Origin of the sequence: Shewanella sp. WE21, assembly GCF_002966515.1 — a bacterium.
In the GTDB taxonomy this organism is placed as follows: Bacteria; Pseudomonadota; Gammaproteobacteria; order Enterobacterales; family Shewanellaceae; genus Shewanella; species Shewanella oncorhynchi.
In genome coordinates this window covers 4000866-4018942 of the sequence record NZ_CP023019.1, presented here as the reverse complement: position 1 = coordinate 4018942, position 18077 = coordinate 4000866, and the positions used below count along the sequence as shown (strand labels likewise).

The window sequence follows — 18077 nt, the reverse complement described above, 5'->3', positions numbered from 1 at the left end:
AGGTATAGAACATGAATAGTGAAGAATTTTCTTACGAGTATCTTATACGGAAATTAAAGTTATCAACTGATCACATTGAAAAATTTGATGACCCAGAACAAAAAGGACGCAAAAGCAAGTTTACTTGCATGGAGCATTTAAAGTCGAAGACCCGAGATTATTGGACTCCTGATTTTATTGTTAGCTCGAATCCAGAAGACAGCCTAAAGGATGTTTGCTTTGTTGATGTGAATGGGCCTAAAGGTGGGTTACTCACAAGGGTTGATATAGCTATTGATGAAGAAATTAAACGGGTGAAGGCTGGCGCACTGGCGAATAAATTCATAGGCAAAACGGTAACCATTGAGCTATCCAAACAGCTTGCTCCTCTTATCGAGGGGGTCACAAATAAACTGAATGAAATAAATAGGAAATATGCCAATAACAGAGATAAGAAAGGCTTAAAGTCATTCAATACGGGCCTAATTTACTGTCTTGAATCAGAAGATGAAGTGAAGCATGAAAATAGCTTAGATTCCCATCAATTGAGCATAACTGTATTGGAATTATGTCATTTACTATCTAATGGATACTGCCAATATCACGACATTGAACAAGAAGGTTTAAATCGTGTTACTAGATTCGATTTTCATAGAGATTACAGAAATATCGGATTTGTAATTTTTATTGGTCGAGGTTTTCTTGCCAATCAATCATATATTTTTGTTAACAATCGCTTTTTGAAAGAGAGTAAAAATGTCCTTGCGCAGCAGTTAAAACTAATACCAAGCATTGACGGGAATCGCTTTAGAACAAAGTCAACCGTGAAGTCTAGACTTGTTTTAGATTGTATGCTGCAAGAAATTAATGATGATAACCCTTATGTTTTCCCATATGGGAACATTAATTATAAAGGCAATAAGATGCCGGGAGCTGAGGGGGTTGAGCTAGAATCAGTGGATATTTCGGAGATTAATAATAAATTTTAATTGGGTTTCAACGAGGGCTAAAAAGGCAATAGACTTGCCAGTCCAACTACTAATGGTTGTTTAGCATTAAATCACCCCCGTGAATCACTCTGTACCAGACTGATTAATGCTGACCTTAAAACAGACCCATTTCGCCCCGTTTCTTCCTTTCAACGGGGCTTTTTTTTGCCTTAGCATGAATCAGATCTCTAGAGAACTGATTCATATCCCTGTTATGCCTATTCCAACTGGTGATATCGAGAGTTGATTAGTTTGTAGCCCAAAGAGGCGTTACTAATAAAATAGCTAATCCGAATCTGGCTAATAAGGTTTTGTCCCAGAAGTGTGGTGTTAAATAACGACTCTTTAATCTCTCTAGCACAATCAAGCCGGCCTAATCACACACACCAGCGCGCCCATAATGTAGCCCGCGACCACCTCATCTATGACAAAATCCAATCCGATATCAACGGCACATATACAACTAATATGTTGTATTTATACGCATAAACAACAAATTGATTGTATTTATACAAAATAACATCGCATTAGTTGTAATTAATGACGGATAACAACTAATATGATGTTTATGAGTAAAAGATAACCGAGCCAACACCATGAAGCATCTCAGCGAATTAGCCACAGAACTCAAGCACTACCGAGAACAACTAGCACTAAGTCAGAAAGACATGCTGCTGAACATAGGTATGTCACAGCTGCGCGGTACGCGTCGGCTGGCTTTTCTTGTTAGCAGTTGATTGCCTGCATTAGTGTTTTTGTCACTTTTTTGTATTCTATTTCTGAAACTTTAAAAGGCACTTTATTTACCATAGGTATTGGAGGCAATATTTTTACTTTAGAAGCACCAATGAGCGATTCAAACTCTATATTCAAATGGTAGCTTCGGTAAGATTTACAGTTAAACGTACTAGTGAAACCACCACAAGGCTCTCTAACTCGATCACTTTGTATTAAATCCTTGGCTTTTTCAGTGAATTTTTCATTATTTACCTGAACACTTATTTCATTGTTTTGCCATTCAACACTACTACCATCTACGACTTCGACTACCAAATAAACAGAATTGTTACCTAAATTAACTTTAAAACTGGCCCCTTCCATTTCATATCGAAAAGTTGATGGGATTTGTGCGCAGCCATTTATAATGACGTCACCACCAAGTCCTTTTGGACTCATAAAAGTGGCCGTATTTGGCGCACATCCAGCAATCAATATAAAAAGAACAAGTATTAGATTACGCAAATTTTATCCTTAGCTAACGCCAGCCGTAACCGGAGCATAGGTAGTGAGCGCAGCGAACGAAAAATGCATCCGAGTTGACGGCATTGTTAGCTGATTCTTTGCTTCGATAATATCACATGCTATTCGACCCTCGAATACGTTTTCCCTTCAAGAACACGCTCCACTTGAGCAATATTTTTTGCGCCTATACGCGCAAAAATTTCTTCGGGTGAATATTTCTCGGCAAGCTGGTGTATTGCCCTTACTTGCTCGACCGACAATCTGCCATCTCGGCCACAAATTTGAGCAACAGCCCAATCATTATCTCGCCATTTTTCCGCAACCCAAGGCGCAGGGAGGCCTTTCCTCGGATGTTCCTTGAGCCATTCACTAATGATTCTGTCACGTTCATCTGGCACCGGGACATCAGATTGTTGAAGCAACCTATTTTCTCTAAGATAACGCAAACCAGATTTGCCGCCTGGAATCATATTAAGGCGACGTTGATCTTCCCAATGACCTTCGACTAAAAATTCTTCGGTTGCGTACAATTTTTCAAGATCATCAGTTATACCCATAACCTTGTGATTAACATAGGTGATTCGTCCTTTTTCCATTTCTTCTCGATATGTCCTATGGAACAGCAAAGGACTCCCTCCATTGATTGCTCTTTTATGCTCTGACCACCGCTTCTGCCAACTACGCGTTGTGACTCCCACATAAAAGAACCCGTCATTTGGATACGAGCCACCAGTCCCAAAAATATGTTGGTAAAGCACATATGCACTTTTGGGAAAATGTTTCGATGACAACAAGAAATGTGCAGGGATAGAAAAGAGCAAGCTCGGCTGAGTTATTTGACTTTCGTCTAGTTTTATTCGGCCTTGCCTAGCTGCTTGAATAAACAATGGATCAGTCACAAGATCGATAGAAATAATCGGCTGAAGCACAAGCTCATCTTCTTCGAGGAGCTTTCCAGATTGGAACTCAGTAGCTGCTCCGACTGTACGATGACCAGCCTCTACTTTTTTGAAAGGTGCTACAAATCCAGGGGCTTTTCCAAGGAAAGTTAACTGGACAACAGGAATCACCTGTCCCGGCTTTACCCTAAAGATGCCATTTGGATTCTTCGCAACTTTGATCCATTCCTCACCGTGGGGTGATGTACGTATAAAATTATTGAGCAGCGCTTCTACTTCGCGACGACGAGGAATCATTGGTTTAGGAGCTAAATGCTCCCACCACAATTTGTTGATTGTTACGTCACTTCGCATTTATAGAAACCCCTGCTTGTAGCAGCTAACGTTTGACATGAGCGGTGGCCAACCAGCGTAGCCGGTTGGACATCCGATCGATGGAATGGTTAGGTCTCTTTGCCACTTATCTGAAAGTCCAATTGAGCACGCCAGTTCCACCGTTCTTAACCCTGCCCGCGAAAGTCTCCGCACAGGAGGATGACGGGGATTCAAAAGACACTTCCTGCCCAGCACCGTCTGTAATCTTCATTCCGCAGGCGAGGGCTCCGTCCGCAACCGCGAACTGAACACCGTATGACTCACCGGCGCGGGGGAGAAACGAAGCCGTGAAGCTACACTGGCGGTTCTGCGACATTCGAGACTCTCCGTACAAGACCGCAAAGGTCAGCGGGGAGGCGGCCACAACCTTGATTGGGCCAATCTTCTCGACGGCACCCGTGAACTGCTTCGACTCAATCAGTGACCCTAGAGGCGACGGCGTGCAGTTCATGTCTTGGTATGCGAACACTCTGTACCCCTGCATAGTCGTCCCCTTGGACTCCGATCGAAGGTCCAGCGTCATAGTTGCAGATGGCGAATTCGTGGGAAGGCTGTATGTGGAAGCACACCCAACAAGCCACAGCAGGCCAGCGATTGCAATAACGGACTTCAAATCAACTCCTCATCTAGAGACCTAACGCCCGCCACACACGCGAGCAACTTGTTGCGAGTCGAGCGCCGAAGGCGCGTTGTGCTGGCGATTGTTATGCGCAATCACCTTAGTTTGACCCCGCAATTACCACAATTCTTTGGCGCAATTTGAACACCTGCCCTTCCTAATGCTCTTGGTGCAGCATTACATACAGGGCACCGATAAACTTTGTATAAACCATAACTTATCAACACAAAGCCAACTAAAAACGGAAATGTTGGGTTTATATATGCATCAGAAAGTGCATTGAATAAAAGCGTAAACCCAAAAATAGCAAACGATACTGCAAAAATTACAGTTAACTTGCGCTCTCTCTTGGCAAACTCGTTTATAACTTCTCGATCAATCATTACTCTGACACCGCATAACGTCTTAGTATTTATGCGCTGCGCTGTTTGCAGGGCATAAATCGCTTGTTGGACTTGGCCGCTGCCACATCCGTGTAAATGGGTATGAATAATGCTATAGGAATTTGCTTTTTTGCGGTAGCGGTTTTTTATACAGTTTGATGGGTAATCACTTGATATCGTTTTAACTTTCTCATTCTTTTACGCTCACTTTCGACTGATTTTTGACCTTGGTTGACAGCATTTTGGCCCCAGACTCAGGCTGACACTCACACCCTATCCCCTCACTGGCTTACCCCATAAGACTGGCTGCTTTTCGCTGTCGGTTACGCTACGTCTTGAGGGAGGGGTTATCCTGACAGGCATATTGGCTGACTTTGGTTGTTAATCATCACCAATCCCTGCGGTCTTATCAGCCCAATAAACTGCAAATGACCTAACTGACATTGCGGGCATGACCACAAACTGTCCTCCTTAACTAAAGGACTCACCAATACCACCTGCGGCTTACGTAGTTGCCGCTGGATGAGCGCCAGCTTTTTGCGGCGGCAAGCATTGGCGAGAAAACCAAAATGTCTCACTCGCATCAGCCCTTTGGGCAATACATGCAATAAGTAACGGCGGATAAACTCATCACAACTTAGCCGCATTTGCTTATGCTGCTGACCGTCACGATAGTCCTTGTAGTGAAAACGGACATGCTCTGCGGTCACGTCGGCAATTCTTGATTCATGCAGCATGCCTTTACGGGTATAACGCCCGAGATATTCCACCACGGTTTCAGCGCGGCTCAGACACGCTTTGCTGTAAACACACCACGGTTTTGCCATTAAGGTGTCAGCCGCAGGGATAGCCAGCTCATGTTGTCGCAGCGCCCGTAATAACTTAGCCCGATACACGGTGGACAAGGCTTTAACCGGAAACAGATAATCCGTTTTCACGCTATGCCAATCTCCCGCTGACGTCAGCACCCCACCCGGGATTAAGCAATGCAAGTGAATATGCTGACTCAAGGTTTGCCCCCAAGTATGCAATACCATAGTGCAACCCAATTGGCCCTGAAGGTGTTTCCGTTTCATGCCAAACTGCGCAAGCGTCTGCCACACAGACTCAAACAGGGCGCTGTATAACGGCTTGGCAGCGTAGTGCGCCAAGATGTTCAACTCGTGGGGTAAGGTAAAGACCAAATGGAAATAGCGACAAGGCAAGACTTGCGCCTGCTGCGTAGCAATCCACGCTTGCGTCTGCCTTCCCTGACAACGAGGGCAATGCCGGTCACCACAGGAGCAAAACACCTGCTGCTCATACTGGCAAGTATCACAACGCCAATGCTGTATGCCTAAGGTTTGCGTGCGACACTGCTTAATATGCTGGCAGACTAAGGCATGCTGTTCGGTCAGTTTATGCTGCTGTTGGTAGTGGGCTAAGTGCTGATGAAGGATATCGCTTAAATGGTAGATGGTTACCATTGCATCCCCCCAAGACTTGCTAGCAAGTCACGCCCTTGATGACCCAATTCCGGCGACCAATGCAAGTAGCGCTCGGTAGACTTTATACTGTGATGACCAAGTTGGGCCTGTAATTGATGAAGTGGCATACCCGCTTGTAATTGATGGGTCGCATAAGCATGCCTTAGGCTGTGTGGACTGCATGGCTTAGTGATACTCGCTAAGCGGGCCGCCTTCGCTAACGCTTTACGAAAGGTCGACTCATGCAGCGGATAAACCACATCATGATAGGTCGAGGCAAACAACCATTCGACGGGATGATACGCTTGCCAATACTGACGCAACAGGGTGAGTAAAGTCGGTGAGAGTATCACCCAGCGGTCGCAGGCACCCTTGCCTTGACACACTTTGAGCAACTGCCGCTGCCCATCGATATCAGCAACCTTAATATGGGTTAACTCACTGACACGCAAACCACAACCATAACACAGCGCCAACATGGCGCGTTGTTTCAGGTTTTGACAGTGGTACAGCAGTGCCGCATATCTTGGCAACTAAGCAATTGCGGCAGCTTGTGTGGACGTTTAGGTAAGCTCAACTGAACCGTAAAATCGCGCCCTAGGACATGTTCATAGAAAAAATGAATGCCATTAAGCTGTAGCTTTAAGGTGGCTCTGGAATGATGTCGCTCAAGATTTAAGTAAAGGAATTAAGCCATAAGCTGCTCATCCGTAATGCTATCGAGCGGTTGGTTTACATAGTGCTGCAGTTGGGTGATGGCACGCAGATAAGCACTGCGTGTACGGGCCGAGTAACCACGTAAACTGATCTCATCATGGAATTGTTGCAGAAGTGATGACATGGTAGACCTCCTAGGTGAGGGATTATCCCTAGGAGTAAGTGTGGAACAGTGGTTCGCTTTGGGCTCCGCGCAGCGGCTTAGTTCAACGCTGCCAACACGTGCCGCGAAACCAGAGCGCAGCGGCGGTTTTGCGGTCGCAGTGCTTGGCTTTGTTGTGCATACTATTCTCCCTGAGACCCTATGGGTGAAAACACATCTTTAGACTCTATGGTTGTAATGAGATTTGATGCAAAGTATACATATCGAGAATCTACCCCTTTCTTTTGGAATATAAGAAGCTCACTCTCGGAGCTCGCCACCACCGCTGCCATAGCCGAGAAATTCTCCGTGATTACTAATTGCGGGGTCTGATTCCGCAAGAGATCCGCGCGCATTACCCCTAAAATAAACGAGACAACAATTGAAGCTCCAGTCACTGTTACCAGTGTTGCAGATGCGGCACGTCTAGCGCGCGCTGGCCGGCCTTTTATCTTCCGTATGAAAACCTTGATCTTTGGCTGAAGAAAAAAACCAGAACGGACGAGCCCGGTTAGAAGAACAAGCAGCAGGGAGGAAGCTAATGCTGCCCCGCTAAACCAACCCATATCGAATTTCACATAAATAGCTAGCATCAAGAGAAGAAAGAGCACTGATTGCAGAGCCAGCCAATAATAGCTTTCCCATCTTATGGTTCGAGTGTGGGATTTCACAAAGTGGCGCTGATTGGACCAGCTCATCCGCCGGAATAGCCCGCGCTCGAGTCGATCCATTGCCGCCATGAACGGTACAAAGGCGAGCTGAACTATTGAAGCCATGACTCTCGCGCAAACCGCACAAAAAAACACATAGAACAGAAAGGTGGCGGTCACGCCAGCGGCAAGCGGAGCCCCTGCGACCGCTACAATCTGCAATGGAACCTTCATTAGAAAGCCTGCGTAATGTGCCAAGGATAAAGATAAAATCCCGAGCAAGACTCCAATCAAAGATGCTTTGTGTTCCCATAAATTGGATATCCGAACCCGATTGATTACGGGTAGAATTGTCATTTAGTCATTCTCCCTTACGCACAACGCCCGCTTAAGTGGTGAGCAACGCTACCACATAATTAATTGTTACACCGTAAACACAAAAGCTAAATCAAACCAAAACCGCCAAACGTTGCGAATCGGTCTTAAAGCGTTTGTTATGTTTGTGCATTTAACTTGTTTAGATGAACCGCCATCGCGAACTCCCTGAACTCATTACCAGTTTTCAAAGACAAGTCTATAAACGTCATTGTCTCGTCATAAGACGTAGAAAAGTCGTTCGATTCTTCTACCTGACGCTTCAGTCTATGGAGATCCGTGATGATTGGCCAAATATCTCTTGGTACATGTCCATTGTCCATTAGTTCTCTAGCTTGCGATACTGGTGTAGAGAACTTAGATGTATCAATATCCCCTGCTCTTGCCGCAGCAAATACTGCAATATCAACATCCAACCAAGCTTCGAGTATCGCCGCTTTAGGCGAAGTGTCAGCAATACGTTTAATTTGTTCCCACTGTGTACAAACACCTCGTATCGTCATCTTTTCCCAGTATTCTTTATCGTGGTATATAGAGGTTGCTGAGTGTTTTGGTAAATTCTTAGCCTTACCTTCGATTTTTTGAAGCTCTTGCCCAAAATTTGCTTCTACATCTTTGTACTTAAATTTTGATACTCTTTCAGTCAATACCCCAAGCGAACGCTTAAACATTACACTTAATATTAGAATTAGGACTGGCCAAGCTACCGAATCAACAATTTTTACTACATGTTCCATTTATACCACCAAAAAACATAACGCTTTGCCAAGGGGCAAATGCGAACGTTGTTGGGCGAAGCCCAGTGAGTATTTGTCCCAGCCGCGCTTTTTGCGGCGAATTTAGGCAACTTGTTATATGCCACTTTTACCCCAGTCATCTAGCACTTCTTGAAAGCTTTCAGCTACATCATTGGCATTTATATCGAAACAAGAATATCCGTATCCCAAAGCTACAATATCTTCTCTTACGTCTTTAATAGTATTCGCATTTTTAACGATTAGCATGCCTTTACGTGCACCATAACCTTCAATTAAGGCATCAATTACATATTTTTCGCCATTAACGCTTAAATGAAAAGGAGCAATGATATTAAGTTGGTAACGTTCAGTAAGAAGTTTAATCGACAAGCCAAATCTCCTTGTGGCATATAACGCTTTGAACAGCGGAAAACGCGAGCGCAGCGAGTGGTTTTCCGCTGATTTAACTTGTTGAACCTTTAACGTAAATAGCACTTATATTAGGCTCCATGTATGGTTGATTTAGACAGGTTAGTAAATCTCGAGCATGCAACCTTAGTGCCTTAAAATCATCGCCGGATTTCATTTGCTCAATCATTTCTTCGTAATCCGATGGCAATTCAATGTTCTCTAATGCCTCGTCTAGAACTTGTACTTTAGAATATTGTTCTTTCGACAATAAACCAGCACTAACAACCAACCCTAAAGTATCCAACGATACTGCATTAAGAACTTCATCAGGAAGGTGCACAAATTCAGGCAAACGTCTTTCTTGAACCTCAAATTCGCTAGATATCAGGCGAAGCCCTTCGATTAACTCACCGTACCAGTATTCAGCACTTTCTCTATCAGTGGTCATAGCTCATAACGCCCGCAGCATGCGCGGCTTTGCAATGGAGGCGAAGCCGCAATGGAAAAGACGTCGCCGTGCCTGCGATTGTTAGGGCTAGGTATCCATCGGCACTTCATCCCAGTCCCCCTCAACGCCATAAACCCAATCAATGGCTTTTCTACGTTCAGAGATAATGCTTTCACTCAGATCGCATTCTCGCCCGGTAAGTCGGCAATTTCTCGCATACCAGTGCATTCTATAAAGTAGGTCTGATTGCGATTGAATTTCGATAATCGGCCTCAGATGGGCGCTTTGAATGAAGTCACTCGGATCTACTTTGAATGGAATCTTTTGGGCCAAGTCGTCGTCACAGTGTTGAAAGTGGTCGAGTTCAACAAGGCCAATGCACCATGCCAGAGCTTGGGCACATTCCGTTTGCCAAGACATATCTACTTTATCTTGGTCGCCAAGAACTTCCTCACCAAGCAAGTTTTTTTCGCGTTGACTTACGTAGGGCATCAGGTCGTACTGTTGAAGGTGCTCCAAAAGATCGCTGCCTTTTGCACCGAAACCAAGACCAATGACGTAAGCAAGTGCACAGAGCCGTCCTGCTACCTCTTTTGCATTTCTTGGCGTGACTTCATCAATCCCCTCAATCGTTGGGAGATGCGCAGGTACTTCTATACCAACCGAAGCAAGATAGTCTGTGGTTCTGGATTTAAGTTCATCCATACTCATTTCTCATGGAGCCCTAACACTCGCCTAAACGGCGAGCAACTTGTTGCGAGTCCAGCGGCCGCAGGCCGCGATGTTTAAGGCGCTTGTTATAAAACTCGAACTGGGAATTCATTAACTACTTTTCTTAGCTCTATTAAGGAAACCTCAAGCTCAGTTTGATCAAGTTCAGCAAAAAACTTCAGCTCGTGACCAGTGCCGACCTGATCAAGCGCTATACCATTCAGGGAAATACCACCCCTGCCATTTCCTTCAAGAGTAAAAACAAGCTGGCCCTCCATAGAATCAAATTTAGCGGTGCCTTTCAAACTACTATAGAGCTTTTCTGCCTCAGTTAAAAAAGACTTCAAATCCATTGTTAAAAAAGCTGCATCAAAGCAACCTTTAAAACCGCCAAATGACAAATCAACAATCACCGATAACCAGTTATCATCATAGATACATCCAGAGGCATCTCTTTCATATCTAAGTATCTGTATTTCAATACGACCGCTGTGTGAATTGCCGATGGAAAAACGCATGACTATCCCTGTGTTTTATAACGTTTGGTTAAGGGGCGGGCTTTAGCCCGTCCCAGTGAGCAAAGCGAACGGTTTGAACCATTTGTTAGAATTCACTGGCTCGAATTTGGAAAATATTGCCCTCTGGATCATGAGCATCACACACTCTATTGCCTTGAAATAGCCATTCACGTTCTGGCTCATTTAATTTTCCACCTAACTGCTCAGCTATTTTTCGGGTGGCGACAAGATTTTTAACGGGAAAACAAATTTTAATCGCTGTGTTTTCTCTGCGTTCTGGTGGTGATGAGATTGCAATTTTAGCTGCGATTGCGGGTGCTAGAGCTACCACCGTTAATTGAAAGCTTGGTGACTCAAGTAGCACATAGTCAGGTTCTTTGTGAGTTACTGGTAGACCAGCAAGCTCAGAATAAAACTGGCTCACTCGCTGAATGTCTTTTGCGTAGATAACTGCTCCCGCGACGAATTGTCCTTTCATTCGATCCTCCTTGAAGCCGCTGGGGCAACTGTGTGAGTTCTAACGTTAAGTTCAGCGGCAGCTTTTAAGTCGCGACTTTGTGGAATACTTTTGCGCAGCAAAACCACAAAGACGCGACTTAAAAGCTGTCCAGTGGAGCGAAGCGGAACGGTGCTGGAACGCCTTGTTAGGCATTTTTTTCAGCCGCACTCTTACAAAATTCTATTAGCCATAAAGCTAGCTCTTGAAATTCATTTTCGGGATCTGAAATTATTTCATTCAGTTTAGTTTGGCAAGTCTCGGACTCACTTTCAGCTAACTCAATTAGGAAAAAACACAAAGAATCATTGTCGTGCCCTTCAAGCTCTCCCTTTTTAAGGGCTTCAAATAAAGCAGGAAGATATGTACTGCCGCCTATCTGAGAAATCGGTTCGGCTAGCAATTCACGCAACCAGAAATTTGATTGTGTTGATTGCATAGCCGTTACTAGAATCGGAATTTGTTCTTCCGTGCAAATTTCATTTAATTTTTGGAAACTAGTTAGGACCGAATCGATTTCACCATTGGAGCTGGAAGAAAACATTTCCTCTAATAATTTTTCTATTTCTTTGTCTGATTCCATTTTCTGCCTTTATATTTGCCCTGCCTAACGCCTCAATCATAGGCAGCGCCGCGAAGCGGTGATATCCCATGAATTGACTTGTTATATAGCTTTATTTTTACTGAATAGTCATCAAACTTAGGTGAGGCAACATAAATTGGAATATCATGAAAATCACAGTATTTATTAACCATATTGATGTGAATTTTCTTCATCTTGCTACCAATAATTATTGCTGATATTGCCCCTTTAGGGCGCGAAATCGCATGGCCAAATTTTGGATTTGATCGACTATTGTTTGGATCAATGATATTTCTCAGCTCATATTCATAACTCCACCGCTTGTGCTTTTGATAAAGATAATCATACGATAACAATCGAACCAAGAACCCCTTCGCAAGTGAGTGTTCATTATTTACAAAATCGAAATATTTGAATTCATCGACAGCATCGACCATATGTAGGTGTGTATAATCTAGTTTTAGTGGGGTTTCGTTATATTGAACTGGGTGCAAATCATACTGTTCAGACTCTTCCAGTCGGCTCCTATCATAAGCGATACAAACCCCTTTCATACCATCTGAATAATGAGACCACATAAGTGGTGATCTCATGTTTTTACTAAAACATGCAACAAACAAACCGCCATAATACTCCGGCAACGAACTCTTCAATTTATCTAAATTTAAAACTACTATTTCACGAACTTTATCTGACATTCCATCTAAAAAATATGCGGTCATTTCATTGGTCGGTAGTATTTTAAAGTGCAGAGCATACTTTACTAGAACACCATTATCACAGTCTTTTAGATTGCTCCAATCCAGCGTGATTGGAAATTCGAAAGGATCATTAAGTCCATCAATGGTGGAGTGCCATATTTCTTCGTTAAGCACCTCGTTCATTGTGTTTTTGTTCATTGTTCTGTAACGGAAAACACACTTTTTTTCTAGCTCGTCTAATGTCATATACTACTCGGTTTTCGCATTGGCCATATAACATTTTATTAGTGCGCATGCGCGTTTACCTCATTAGACCAGTAAAAACGCGCACTGTTAATTACTTGTAATAAAAGGAACTTATCAGCTTTTTTTCAAATACACCATCTGGAAAAACGCGCATGCACGTTTCCCAAACCTATTAACTCGAACCGTCAAAGGATAAGCTATTGATAATTAATAAAATGCATGGGGATTCATAAGTGTAAACGCGCAAAAAATTTTACAATCTTCCTTGATTTCAGCGATTATCAAATAATACTGTACATATAAACAGTGTCGCAAGGATTGCTATCATGAGTATAAAAAGCCCTTTTTTAAGCGGTGTTCAAGAAGAAATGCGCATGCGTGGTTACAGTATCAGAACAGAAAAATCCTACCTGTATTGGATCAAGGCGTTCATTAACTTTCACCACAAGCGTCATCCTGAAACGATGGGAACAGAGGAGGTCGCACAATTCTTAACCTTCCTTGCCAATCAACGGAATGTGGCTATCAACACTCAAAAAATTGCACTGAACGCGTTAGCCTATTTGTACCAGAAACATTTGCATCATGAGCTTGGAAATTTAAGTTTTTGCTATGCCACTAAACAACGTTATTTACCTACAGTGTTATCCCCATCAGAAATCTCACTAATACTAAATGAGCTTGATGGCCGCGATAGGCTAATAATAGAACTACTCTATGGTAGTGGACTGAGAGTTTCAGAATGCCTCAGGTTACGTATCCAAGATATTGATATTGAAAAAGCTTCGTTGACTGTGAGGGATGGTAAAGGTCATAAAGATAGACAAACAATCCTCAGCCATAAATGTGCCATTAAACTCACAGCATATATTAATAAGGCAATGGAGATTCAACACCGTGACAACCAACAAGGGATCGGCCCTTCCCTACCCAATGCGTTAGAGCGTAAGTATCCAAATGCCTTTAAGCAACACGGATGGATGTTCATTTTCCCTTCAACCACAACCTGCATTAATCCTTATACAGGAACGCTTTGCAGGCATCATCTTCATCAGAGTGTTATTCGTAAAGCGCTCGGCAATGCGGTGCGTAACATCAAAATAACTAAGCGTGTTACCTGTCATACATTTAGACATAGCTTTGCAACCCATCTACTTCAATCGGGCAGTGATATCAGAAGTGTTCAGGAGCTACTTGGCCATAATGACGTTAGTACAACACAAATCTACACCCATGTGCTTGGCCAACATTACGCAGGGACAACGAGTCCATTAGATAAGTTATAAATTCTAAGTAATAAAGCAATCTCGATTGCCTCTAGTCGTATTACTAATTCAGGTAAACTAACACTTAACTTACAGAGTGTTTGGGTTGCCCCGTAAAACACTTGGAGGTAACTGGCGTTAGCCCAAACAAATGCATAAAGGCGTATTGTGGCAAGAGCACCAGAACAATAAATCCACAAAACAATCATTTGTAAAAGCCTAGTTTCATTGTGATCAATATAGAGATCACACCTAAGCTCAGTGCATCATTTAATCGCGAATGAGTTTGCATAGGTATCTGTCCGAACCTTTGATAAAATCCGGTCAACGGGTTAGCAGTCTTGGTGGACAACCGGCTAACCCGCCAGCCCTCGTAAGAGGGCGCCTTTCTAATTCATCCTATCCAGCAGTGCCATTTCGGCTTTTCTTAGCCAGAAGATGTAAGACTTTTTGCTGTCAAATCCCATTAAGGCCCACTGCTCTTTGCACAGATAATGGGCGCGAATGGCGCGTTTGCAGTTAATGGATAGCTGCTCAACGAGGTGATCAAAATGGGCGACATGGGCAGGCACGTTGAGTTCGTGCTTTAGGTTGCCGCCGCCCAGCGCTTCGCCTAAACGGTCGCAGGCGCTGCGGTTTGAAAACCCCTTACCCAACTCTTGGTACACCCAATAACGGCCCCAGCGATAAAGCCCTAACCGCAACGCCTTAATGTTCATCCTCTGCTCGGGTTCATCGCTAAAGCCCATTGGCCACCTCATTTATCTTCTCAATCGAAAGCTTAAACACATCAAGGCATATCGATGTCACATCGTCATAGGGCGCAGTAGTACGGCCATTTTCCCAACGTTGGTAAGTGTTGCGGCTAATGCCGTAAATCTCAGCCACTTCGTCTTGGGTCATGCCCCGTAAACGGCGCCCCACTTTCAATACATCCGCGGCGCGATTAGCCATAAATCCTCCTGCGTGAAGTCCATAACCCAGTTGTGCTAATTGATATTGTTATCGTTATTGTCATAACCACCCCACTAACATTGGCTCGTCTGGCTCACTCGTCTCAGTGGTCGATTGGCGCATTATCTCGGGCGCCACATCATCAAACCCCAGCGTGATTAAGTGCGCATGGTAGGCATCTAGCGCCATCAACATGCCCTTATCTAGGGTGCTGTTGACGTAAGTGCGTAGCAGCAATGGCAAGGTGTGATTCAAAATTCGCTCACCGACCATGGTATCTACGCCCATGTCAGCAATAATGGTGCGGCACAGTTTTCTTAATGCGTGGGAGGTAAACGCCTTAAACCGAATCGTTTCACTCCAATACTGCGCAGTGCGAATGCTCACCGGCCCCACTTCGCCTGGGAACAAAAACGCCCGCTTGCCCACATGCGTGTATTGCCACTGGGCGTAATGGGTTATCAGCTTCTTGGCCGTCGGCGTCATGGGCAGGCGGTGCTCTTGGCGGTTCTTGGCATTCTCAGCGGGAATAAACCAATAATCGCCGGCAAAGTGGTCCCAACGTGCTAAACGGGTTTCACCTATGCGGGTACCGAACATCAGCATCAACACAAACAGCATGGCCACCGGTCTTACTGCATTTCGTAGGGCGCTGAATAACGGGCCCACATCCGATTCGCTTAACTGCGTGCCCACCAAAGGTGGCATCTTCAAACTCATTTGCACCCGATACCCCGCCAAGCTATTGGTGTCTAACACCCGTAAATCGGCCGCAACCGATAGCGCTCGTTTCAACACCTTCACCGCCGCTTTGATGTAATTGGCCGAATAACCCTGCGCCAACATGGGTTTGATTAAATAACTGTCCACTGCGATAAAGTTCAGCTCATTGAGTGGTAACTCACCAAAGCAGCCGCTGAGATGTTTACTCACTAACGATTTACAGTTACTGCGCCAGCTGTTGCTTAAGGTGCGGTTGCTCTCCACATGGCTCACAAACCACGCCAGTAATTGCGCTACCGTGGCAAACTCGTTGCTAATTACCGTTTGGCCCATGCTGCGTTTGGCGAGCAAACTGGGTAACTCCGTTAAAAAGGTCTTCAAGCACATCACTGGCCACACACCCTGCTTTTGCCACACGGTTTTGCCCGCTTCGTTCATCACTAAATACACCGAGGCTTGGCGTCTATCGGTCGAGGCCCGTAACCGCACCGCCGGAAACTGCGTGTCCCGAAAGTCTCGCGTTATCCCTGCCCGCAGCCAACGGCGCAATACCGCATCGTTTAACTTGCCTTGCTCTACGCCTGTTGCTGTCATCACCTGCGCCATCTAGCCCTCCAACCGATATTCAAAGGTGTGATGGGTACCTGAGCGTATGCGTTTTACCCGCTGGTTCATCGGCATATCCCGAAACCGCGCACTTAAGGCTGTCTCGCTGTCGTGAACCCCAAAGCGGTTAAAGCTTTCTTGCTGGATTTCAAACAGGGTCCAAAACCGTTTGCCGGTGATGATGCGCATCAAGCGTTCGCGCTGGGTCAGTGGTTTAGTTGCCATCGTTTGCCCCCTTAAGCCCAAAGTTTGCACGTAAATTGGCAATAATTGATTTCGCCTTGGCCGCCTCAGTGGGCCGCGTCACCGTTTCAGGTAGTGCCTTTGGCAATTCCACATCGGTCAACTCGCCACGGCTAAAGCGCCGACACAGCACTGTGTAATTGCGTTCAAACGTCATCAACACGTCCTTTTCAAGCCCTGTTGCAAACATCCAACTGCCCGTCTCGCGTACTGCTAAACGCACCACATCATGGCTCCACGTATGTTTGTCAGGGTGATGGTAATGGCGCGCAGCCTCCTTAAACGCGGCTTCCAACTTGGGCAGCCCCAAATCACAAGCCGTGGGTTGGCACCACAAAGCAAACTGGCGCGGTGTCGGCCAAAACTGCCTATCGCCCTGCTCGCGTCTAGCGCGATTCAACCCCGCTTGCACTTGCTCGCGGCTGGCAATTCCCTGCGCCGCCAAGGTTTTAAGCCACTCGGCTTTGTGGGTTGCTTCGTCCTCAGGCCGCGGCGCACTCACGGGGAACAACACCCGCAACTTGCTAAACACGCTGTCCACAATCGCCATGTCCATTGCCGTGGGTTCGGGTTGGCTCACACGCCCTTGCCCAACCAGCGGCTGGCGGATTAAGGTCTGCAGTGATTTCATGCTCGCATTTTGGTTGGCCGTCATATCAAAGGGTCCTCTGGGTCATACACCGCGTAGCTCCAATCCACTTGCCCAACCGCGGTACCCATCGGTCTTGGCAACGGCGTTAACCAGTGGCGTTCGCGGATAAACTTGGTAATGCCGAGCACAAACTGGCCGTTAGCGCTAAAACCCCAACTCGCATCCAGCGCCGCAGCGTCCTTCAACCAGCTCACCGCCAACACGCAATCGGCATCGGTCAGCTTTTCAGCCTTCCACGCTTTCCATGCAGCCGAATCCGAGCCGCCTTTGCGATGGGCGGGGTAGGCTTTGAAAAACGCATTGAAAACCGACTTAGCACTCGTTGCTGGACAAGAGTCTTTTAAAGATTCTTTGATAGGTTCAAAAGAGTGACAGATTCTGGGTGCAGCTCCTGCACCCTCAGAGGGTGAATCTCCTGCACCCATGGGTGCATTTGCTGCACCCTCAAAATTGGCTAGGGGTGAATCTGCTGCACCCCCAATATTTTCTAGGGGTGAATATGCTGCACCCTCAGTATTTTCTAAGGGTGAATTTGCTGCACCCTCAGTAAAATGTAGGGTTTGAGCAGGTTTATCACTCAGAACACACGATGAAAAGTCCAAAATATACAGGTTGGATGTATTGCGTTTATGCTCACTCTTGCGGGTAATTTTGCGCACCAGTCCGACGTCAACCAGCGCATTAATGTGGTTAATCGCCGACCGCTCGCTTATCTCGCAAGCCTGCGAAATATACTCGTAACTCGGCCAGCATTCGCCTTGGTCATTGGCGTTATCGGCAAGCTTGATCAACACCAGCTTGCGCAGTGGATTACCCACCTTGGCCTTCATCGCTTTTACCATCAATTCCATACTCATAAGTCACCCCCAAACAGAGCAACCCACAAACTCGAATTGACGCAAACCCCATGCTTCAGTAACATGATATTGCCTCTCTTAGGTATTAAG

At 45.4% G+C, this 18077-nt stretch carries 22 protein-coding genes and 1 pseudogene; 3 read left to right on the top strand and 20 right to left on the bottom strand.

Annotated features, from left to right (window positions below):
• Positions 1–11 precede the first annotated feature (11 nt).
• Both CKQ84_RS17975 and CKQ84_RS17970 read left to right on the top strand, forming a co-directional pair.
• Complete coding sequence (locus CKQ84_RS17975; RefSeq protein ID WP_105252262.1) at positions 12–968, top strand: hypothetical protein; 957 nt, start codon at positions 12–14, stop codon at positions 966–968.
• Positions 969–1564: 596 nt separating this feature from the next.
• Positions 1565–1705, top strand: a complete 141-nt coding sequence (locus CKQ84_RS17970; RefSeq protein ID WP_254053120.1) for a hypothetical protein — start codon at positions 1565–1567, stop codon at positions 1703–1705.
• Here CKQ84_RS17970 and CKQ84_RS17965 read toward each other — a convergent pair.
• The 14 genes and pseudogenes from CKQ84_RS17965 to CKQ84_RS17900 form a co-directional block, all read right to left on the bottom strand.
• The gene (locus CKQ84_RS17965) at positions 1695–2210 is read right to left on the bottom strand and encodes a hypothetical protein (RefSeq protein ID WP_105252261.1); all 516 of its coding nucleotides are present in this window, start codon (positions 2208–2210) and stop codon (positions 1695–1697) included. The two genes, CKQ84_RS17970 and CKQ84_RS17965, sit on opposite strands and share 11 nt — an antisense overlap.
• A gap of 119 nt (positions 2211–2329) precedes the next feature.
• A complete protein-coding gene (locus CKQ84_RS17960) occupies positions 2330–3463 on the bottom strand; it encodes a hypothetical protein (RefSeq protein WP_105252260.1) in 1134 nt (377 codons plus the stop codon).
• A 735-nt stretch (positions 3464–4198) separates the two neighbouring features.
• Complete coding sequence (locus tag CKQ84_RS23785) at positions 4199–4486, bottom strand: hypothetical protein (RefSeq protein WP_158683069.1); 288 nt, start codon at positions 4484–4486, stop codon at positions 4199–4201.
• 347 nt (positions 4487–4833) lie between these two features.
• On the bottom strand, positions 4834–5952 hold the full coding sequence (locus CKQ84_RS17950; RefSeq protein ID WP_105252258.1) for an IS91 family transposase: 1119 nt from the start codon (positions 5950–5952) through the stop codon (positions 4834–4836).
• A pseudogene (locus tag CKQ84_RS24205) lies at positions 5946–6793 on the bottom strand (tyrosine-type recombinase/integrase). The gene CKQ84_RS17950 and the pseudogene CKQ84_RS24205 overlap by 7 nt, the downstream one beginning before the upstream one ends.
• Before the next feature lie 161 nt (positions 6794–6954).
• Positions 6955–7818, bottom strand: coding sequence for a hypothetical protein (locus CKQ84_RS17940; RefSeq protein WP_105252257.1), 864 nt, complete (start codon positions 7816–7818; stop codon positions 6955–6957).
• 137 nt (positions 7819–7955) lie between these two features.
• Positions 7956–8573, bottom strand: a complete 618-nt coding sequence (locus CKQ84_RS17935; protein WP_105252256.1) for a hypothetical protein — start codon at positions 8571–8573, stop codon at positions 7956–7958.
• Positions 8574–8687: 114 nt separating this feature from the next.
• Positions 8688–8963, bottom strand: coding sequence for a hypothetical protein (locus CKQ84_RS17930; RefSeq protein WP_105252255.1), 276 nt, complete (start codon positions 8961–8963; stop codon positions 8688–8690).
• A 73-nt stretch (positions 8964–9036) separates the two neighbouring features.
• Positions 9037–9432, bottom strand: coding sequence for a hypothetical protein (locus CKQ84_RS17925; protein WP_105252254.1), 396 nt, complete (start codon positions 9430–9432; stop codon positions 9037–9039).
• Between the two features lie 87 nt (positions 9433–9519).
• Complete coding sequence (locus tag CKQ84_RS17920) at positions 9520–10137, bottom strand: DUF4272 domain-containing protein (protein ID WP_158683067.1); 618 nt, start codon at positions 10135–10137, stop codon at positions 9520–9522.
• Positions 10138–10229: 92 nt separating this feature from the next.
• On the bottom strand, positions 10230–10661 hold the full coding sequence (locus CKQ84_RS17915; RefSeq protein ID WP_105252252.1) for a hypothetical protein: 432 nt from the start codon (positions 10659–10661) through the stop codon (positions 10230–10232).
• A gap of 85 nt (positions 10662–10746) precedes the next feature.
• Entirely contained in the window at positions 10747–11139 is a 393-nt protein-coding gene (locus tag CKQ84_RS17910; protein ID WP_105252251.1) for a VOC family protein, read from the bottom strand.
• A gap of 166 nt (positions 11140–11305) precedes the next feature.
• Entirely contained in the window at positions 11306–11740 is a 435-nt protein-coding gene (locus CKQ84_RS17905; RefSeq protein ID WP_105252250.1) for a hypothetical protein, read from the bottom strand.
• A gap of 32 nt (positions 11741–11772) precedes the next feature.
• A complete protein-coding gene (locus CKQ84_RS17900) occupies positions 11773–12687 on the bottom strand; it encodes a DUF2971 domain-containing protein (protein ID WP_105252249.1) in 915 nt (304 codons plus the stop codon).
• Between the two features lie 326 nt (positions 12688–13013).
• On the opposite strand from CKQ84_RS17900, the gene CKQ84_RS17895 reads away from it, so the two are divergent.
• A complete protein-coding gene (locus tag CKQ84_RS17895; protein ID WP_105252248.1) occupies positions 13014–13973 on the top strand; it encodes an integron integrase in 960 nt (319 codons plus the stop codon).
• Between the two features lie 368 nt (positions 13974–14341).
• Here CKQ84_RS17895 and CKQ84_RS17890 read toward each other — a convergent pair whose 3' ends face one another.
• Genes CKQ84_RS17890 through CKQ84_RS17865 form a run of 6 tightly spaced genes read right to left on the bottom strand, consistent with a single transcriptional unit; the run spans position 14342 to position 17987 of the window.
• A complete protein-coding gene (locus CKQ84_RS17890) occupies positions 14342–14701 on the bottom strand; it encodes a hypothetical protein (protein WP_006082022.1) in 360 nt (119 codons plus the stop codon).
• A complete protein-coding gene (locus CKQ84_RS17885; protein ID WP_006082023.1) occupies positions 14691–14906 on the bottom strand; it encodes a helix-turn-helix transcriptional regulator in 216 nt (71 codons plus the stop codon). Before CKQ84_RS17885 ends, CKQ84_RS17890 begins: the two co-directional genes overlap by 11 nt.
• A 60-nt stretch (positions 14907–14966) precedes the next feature.
• The gene (locus CKQ84_RS17880; protein WP_105252247.1) at positions 14967–16235 is read right to left on the bottom strand and encodes a tyrosine-type recombinase/integrase; all 1269 of its coding nucleotides are present in this window, start codon (positions 16233–16235) and stop codon (positions 14967–14969) included.
• Complete coding sequence (locus CKQ84_RS17875) at positions 16236–16460, bottom strand: hypothetical protein (protein WP_006082025.1); 225 nt, start codon at positions 16458–16460, stop codon at positions 16236–16238.
• Positions 16450–17133 carry a replication protein P gene (locus CKQ84_RS17870; RefSeq protein ID WP_105252246.1) on the bottom strand — a complete coding sequence of 228 codons (684 nt, stop codon included), beginning with the start codon at positions 17131–17133 and terminating at the stop codon, positions 16450–16452. The genes CKQ84_RS17875 and CKQ84_RS17870 overlap by 11 nt, the downstream gene beginning before the upstream one ends.
• Positions 17130–17987, bottom strand: coding sequence for a helix-turn-helix domain-containing protein (locus CKQ84_RS17865; protein WP_105252245.1), 858 nt, complete (start codon positions 17985–17987; stop codon positions 17130–17132). The genes CKQ84_RS17870 and CKQ84_RS17865 overlap by 4 nt, the downstream gene beginning before the upstream one ends.
• Positions 17988–18077 lie beyond the last annotated feature (90 nt).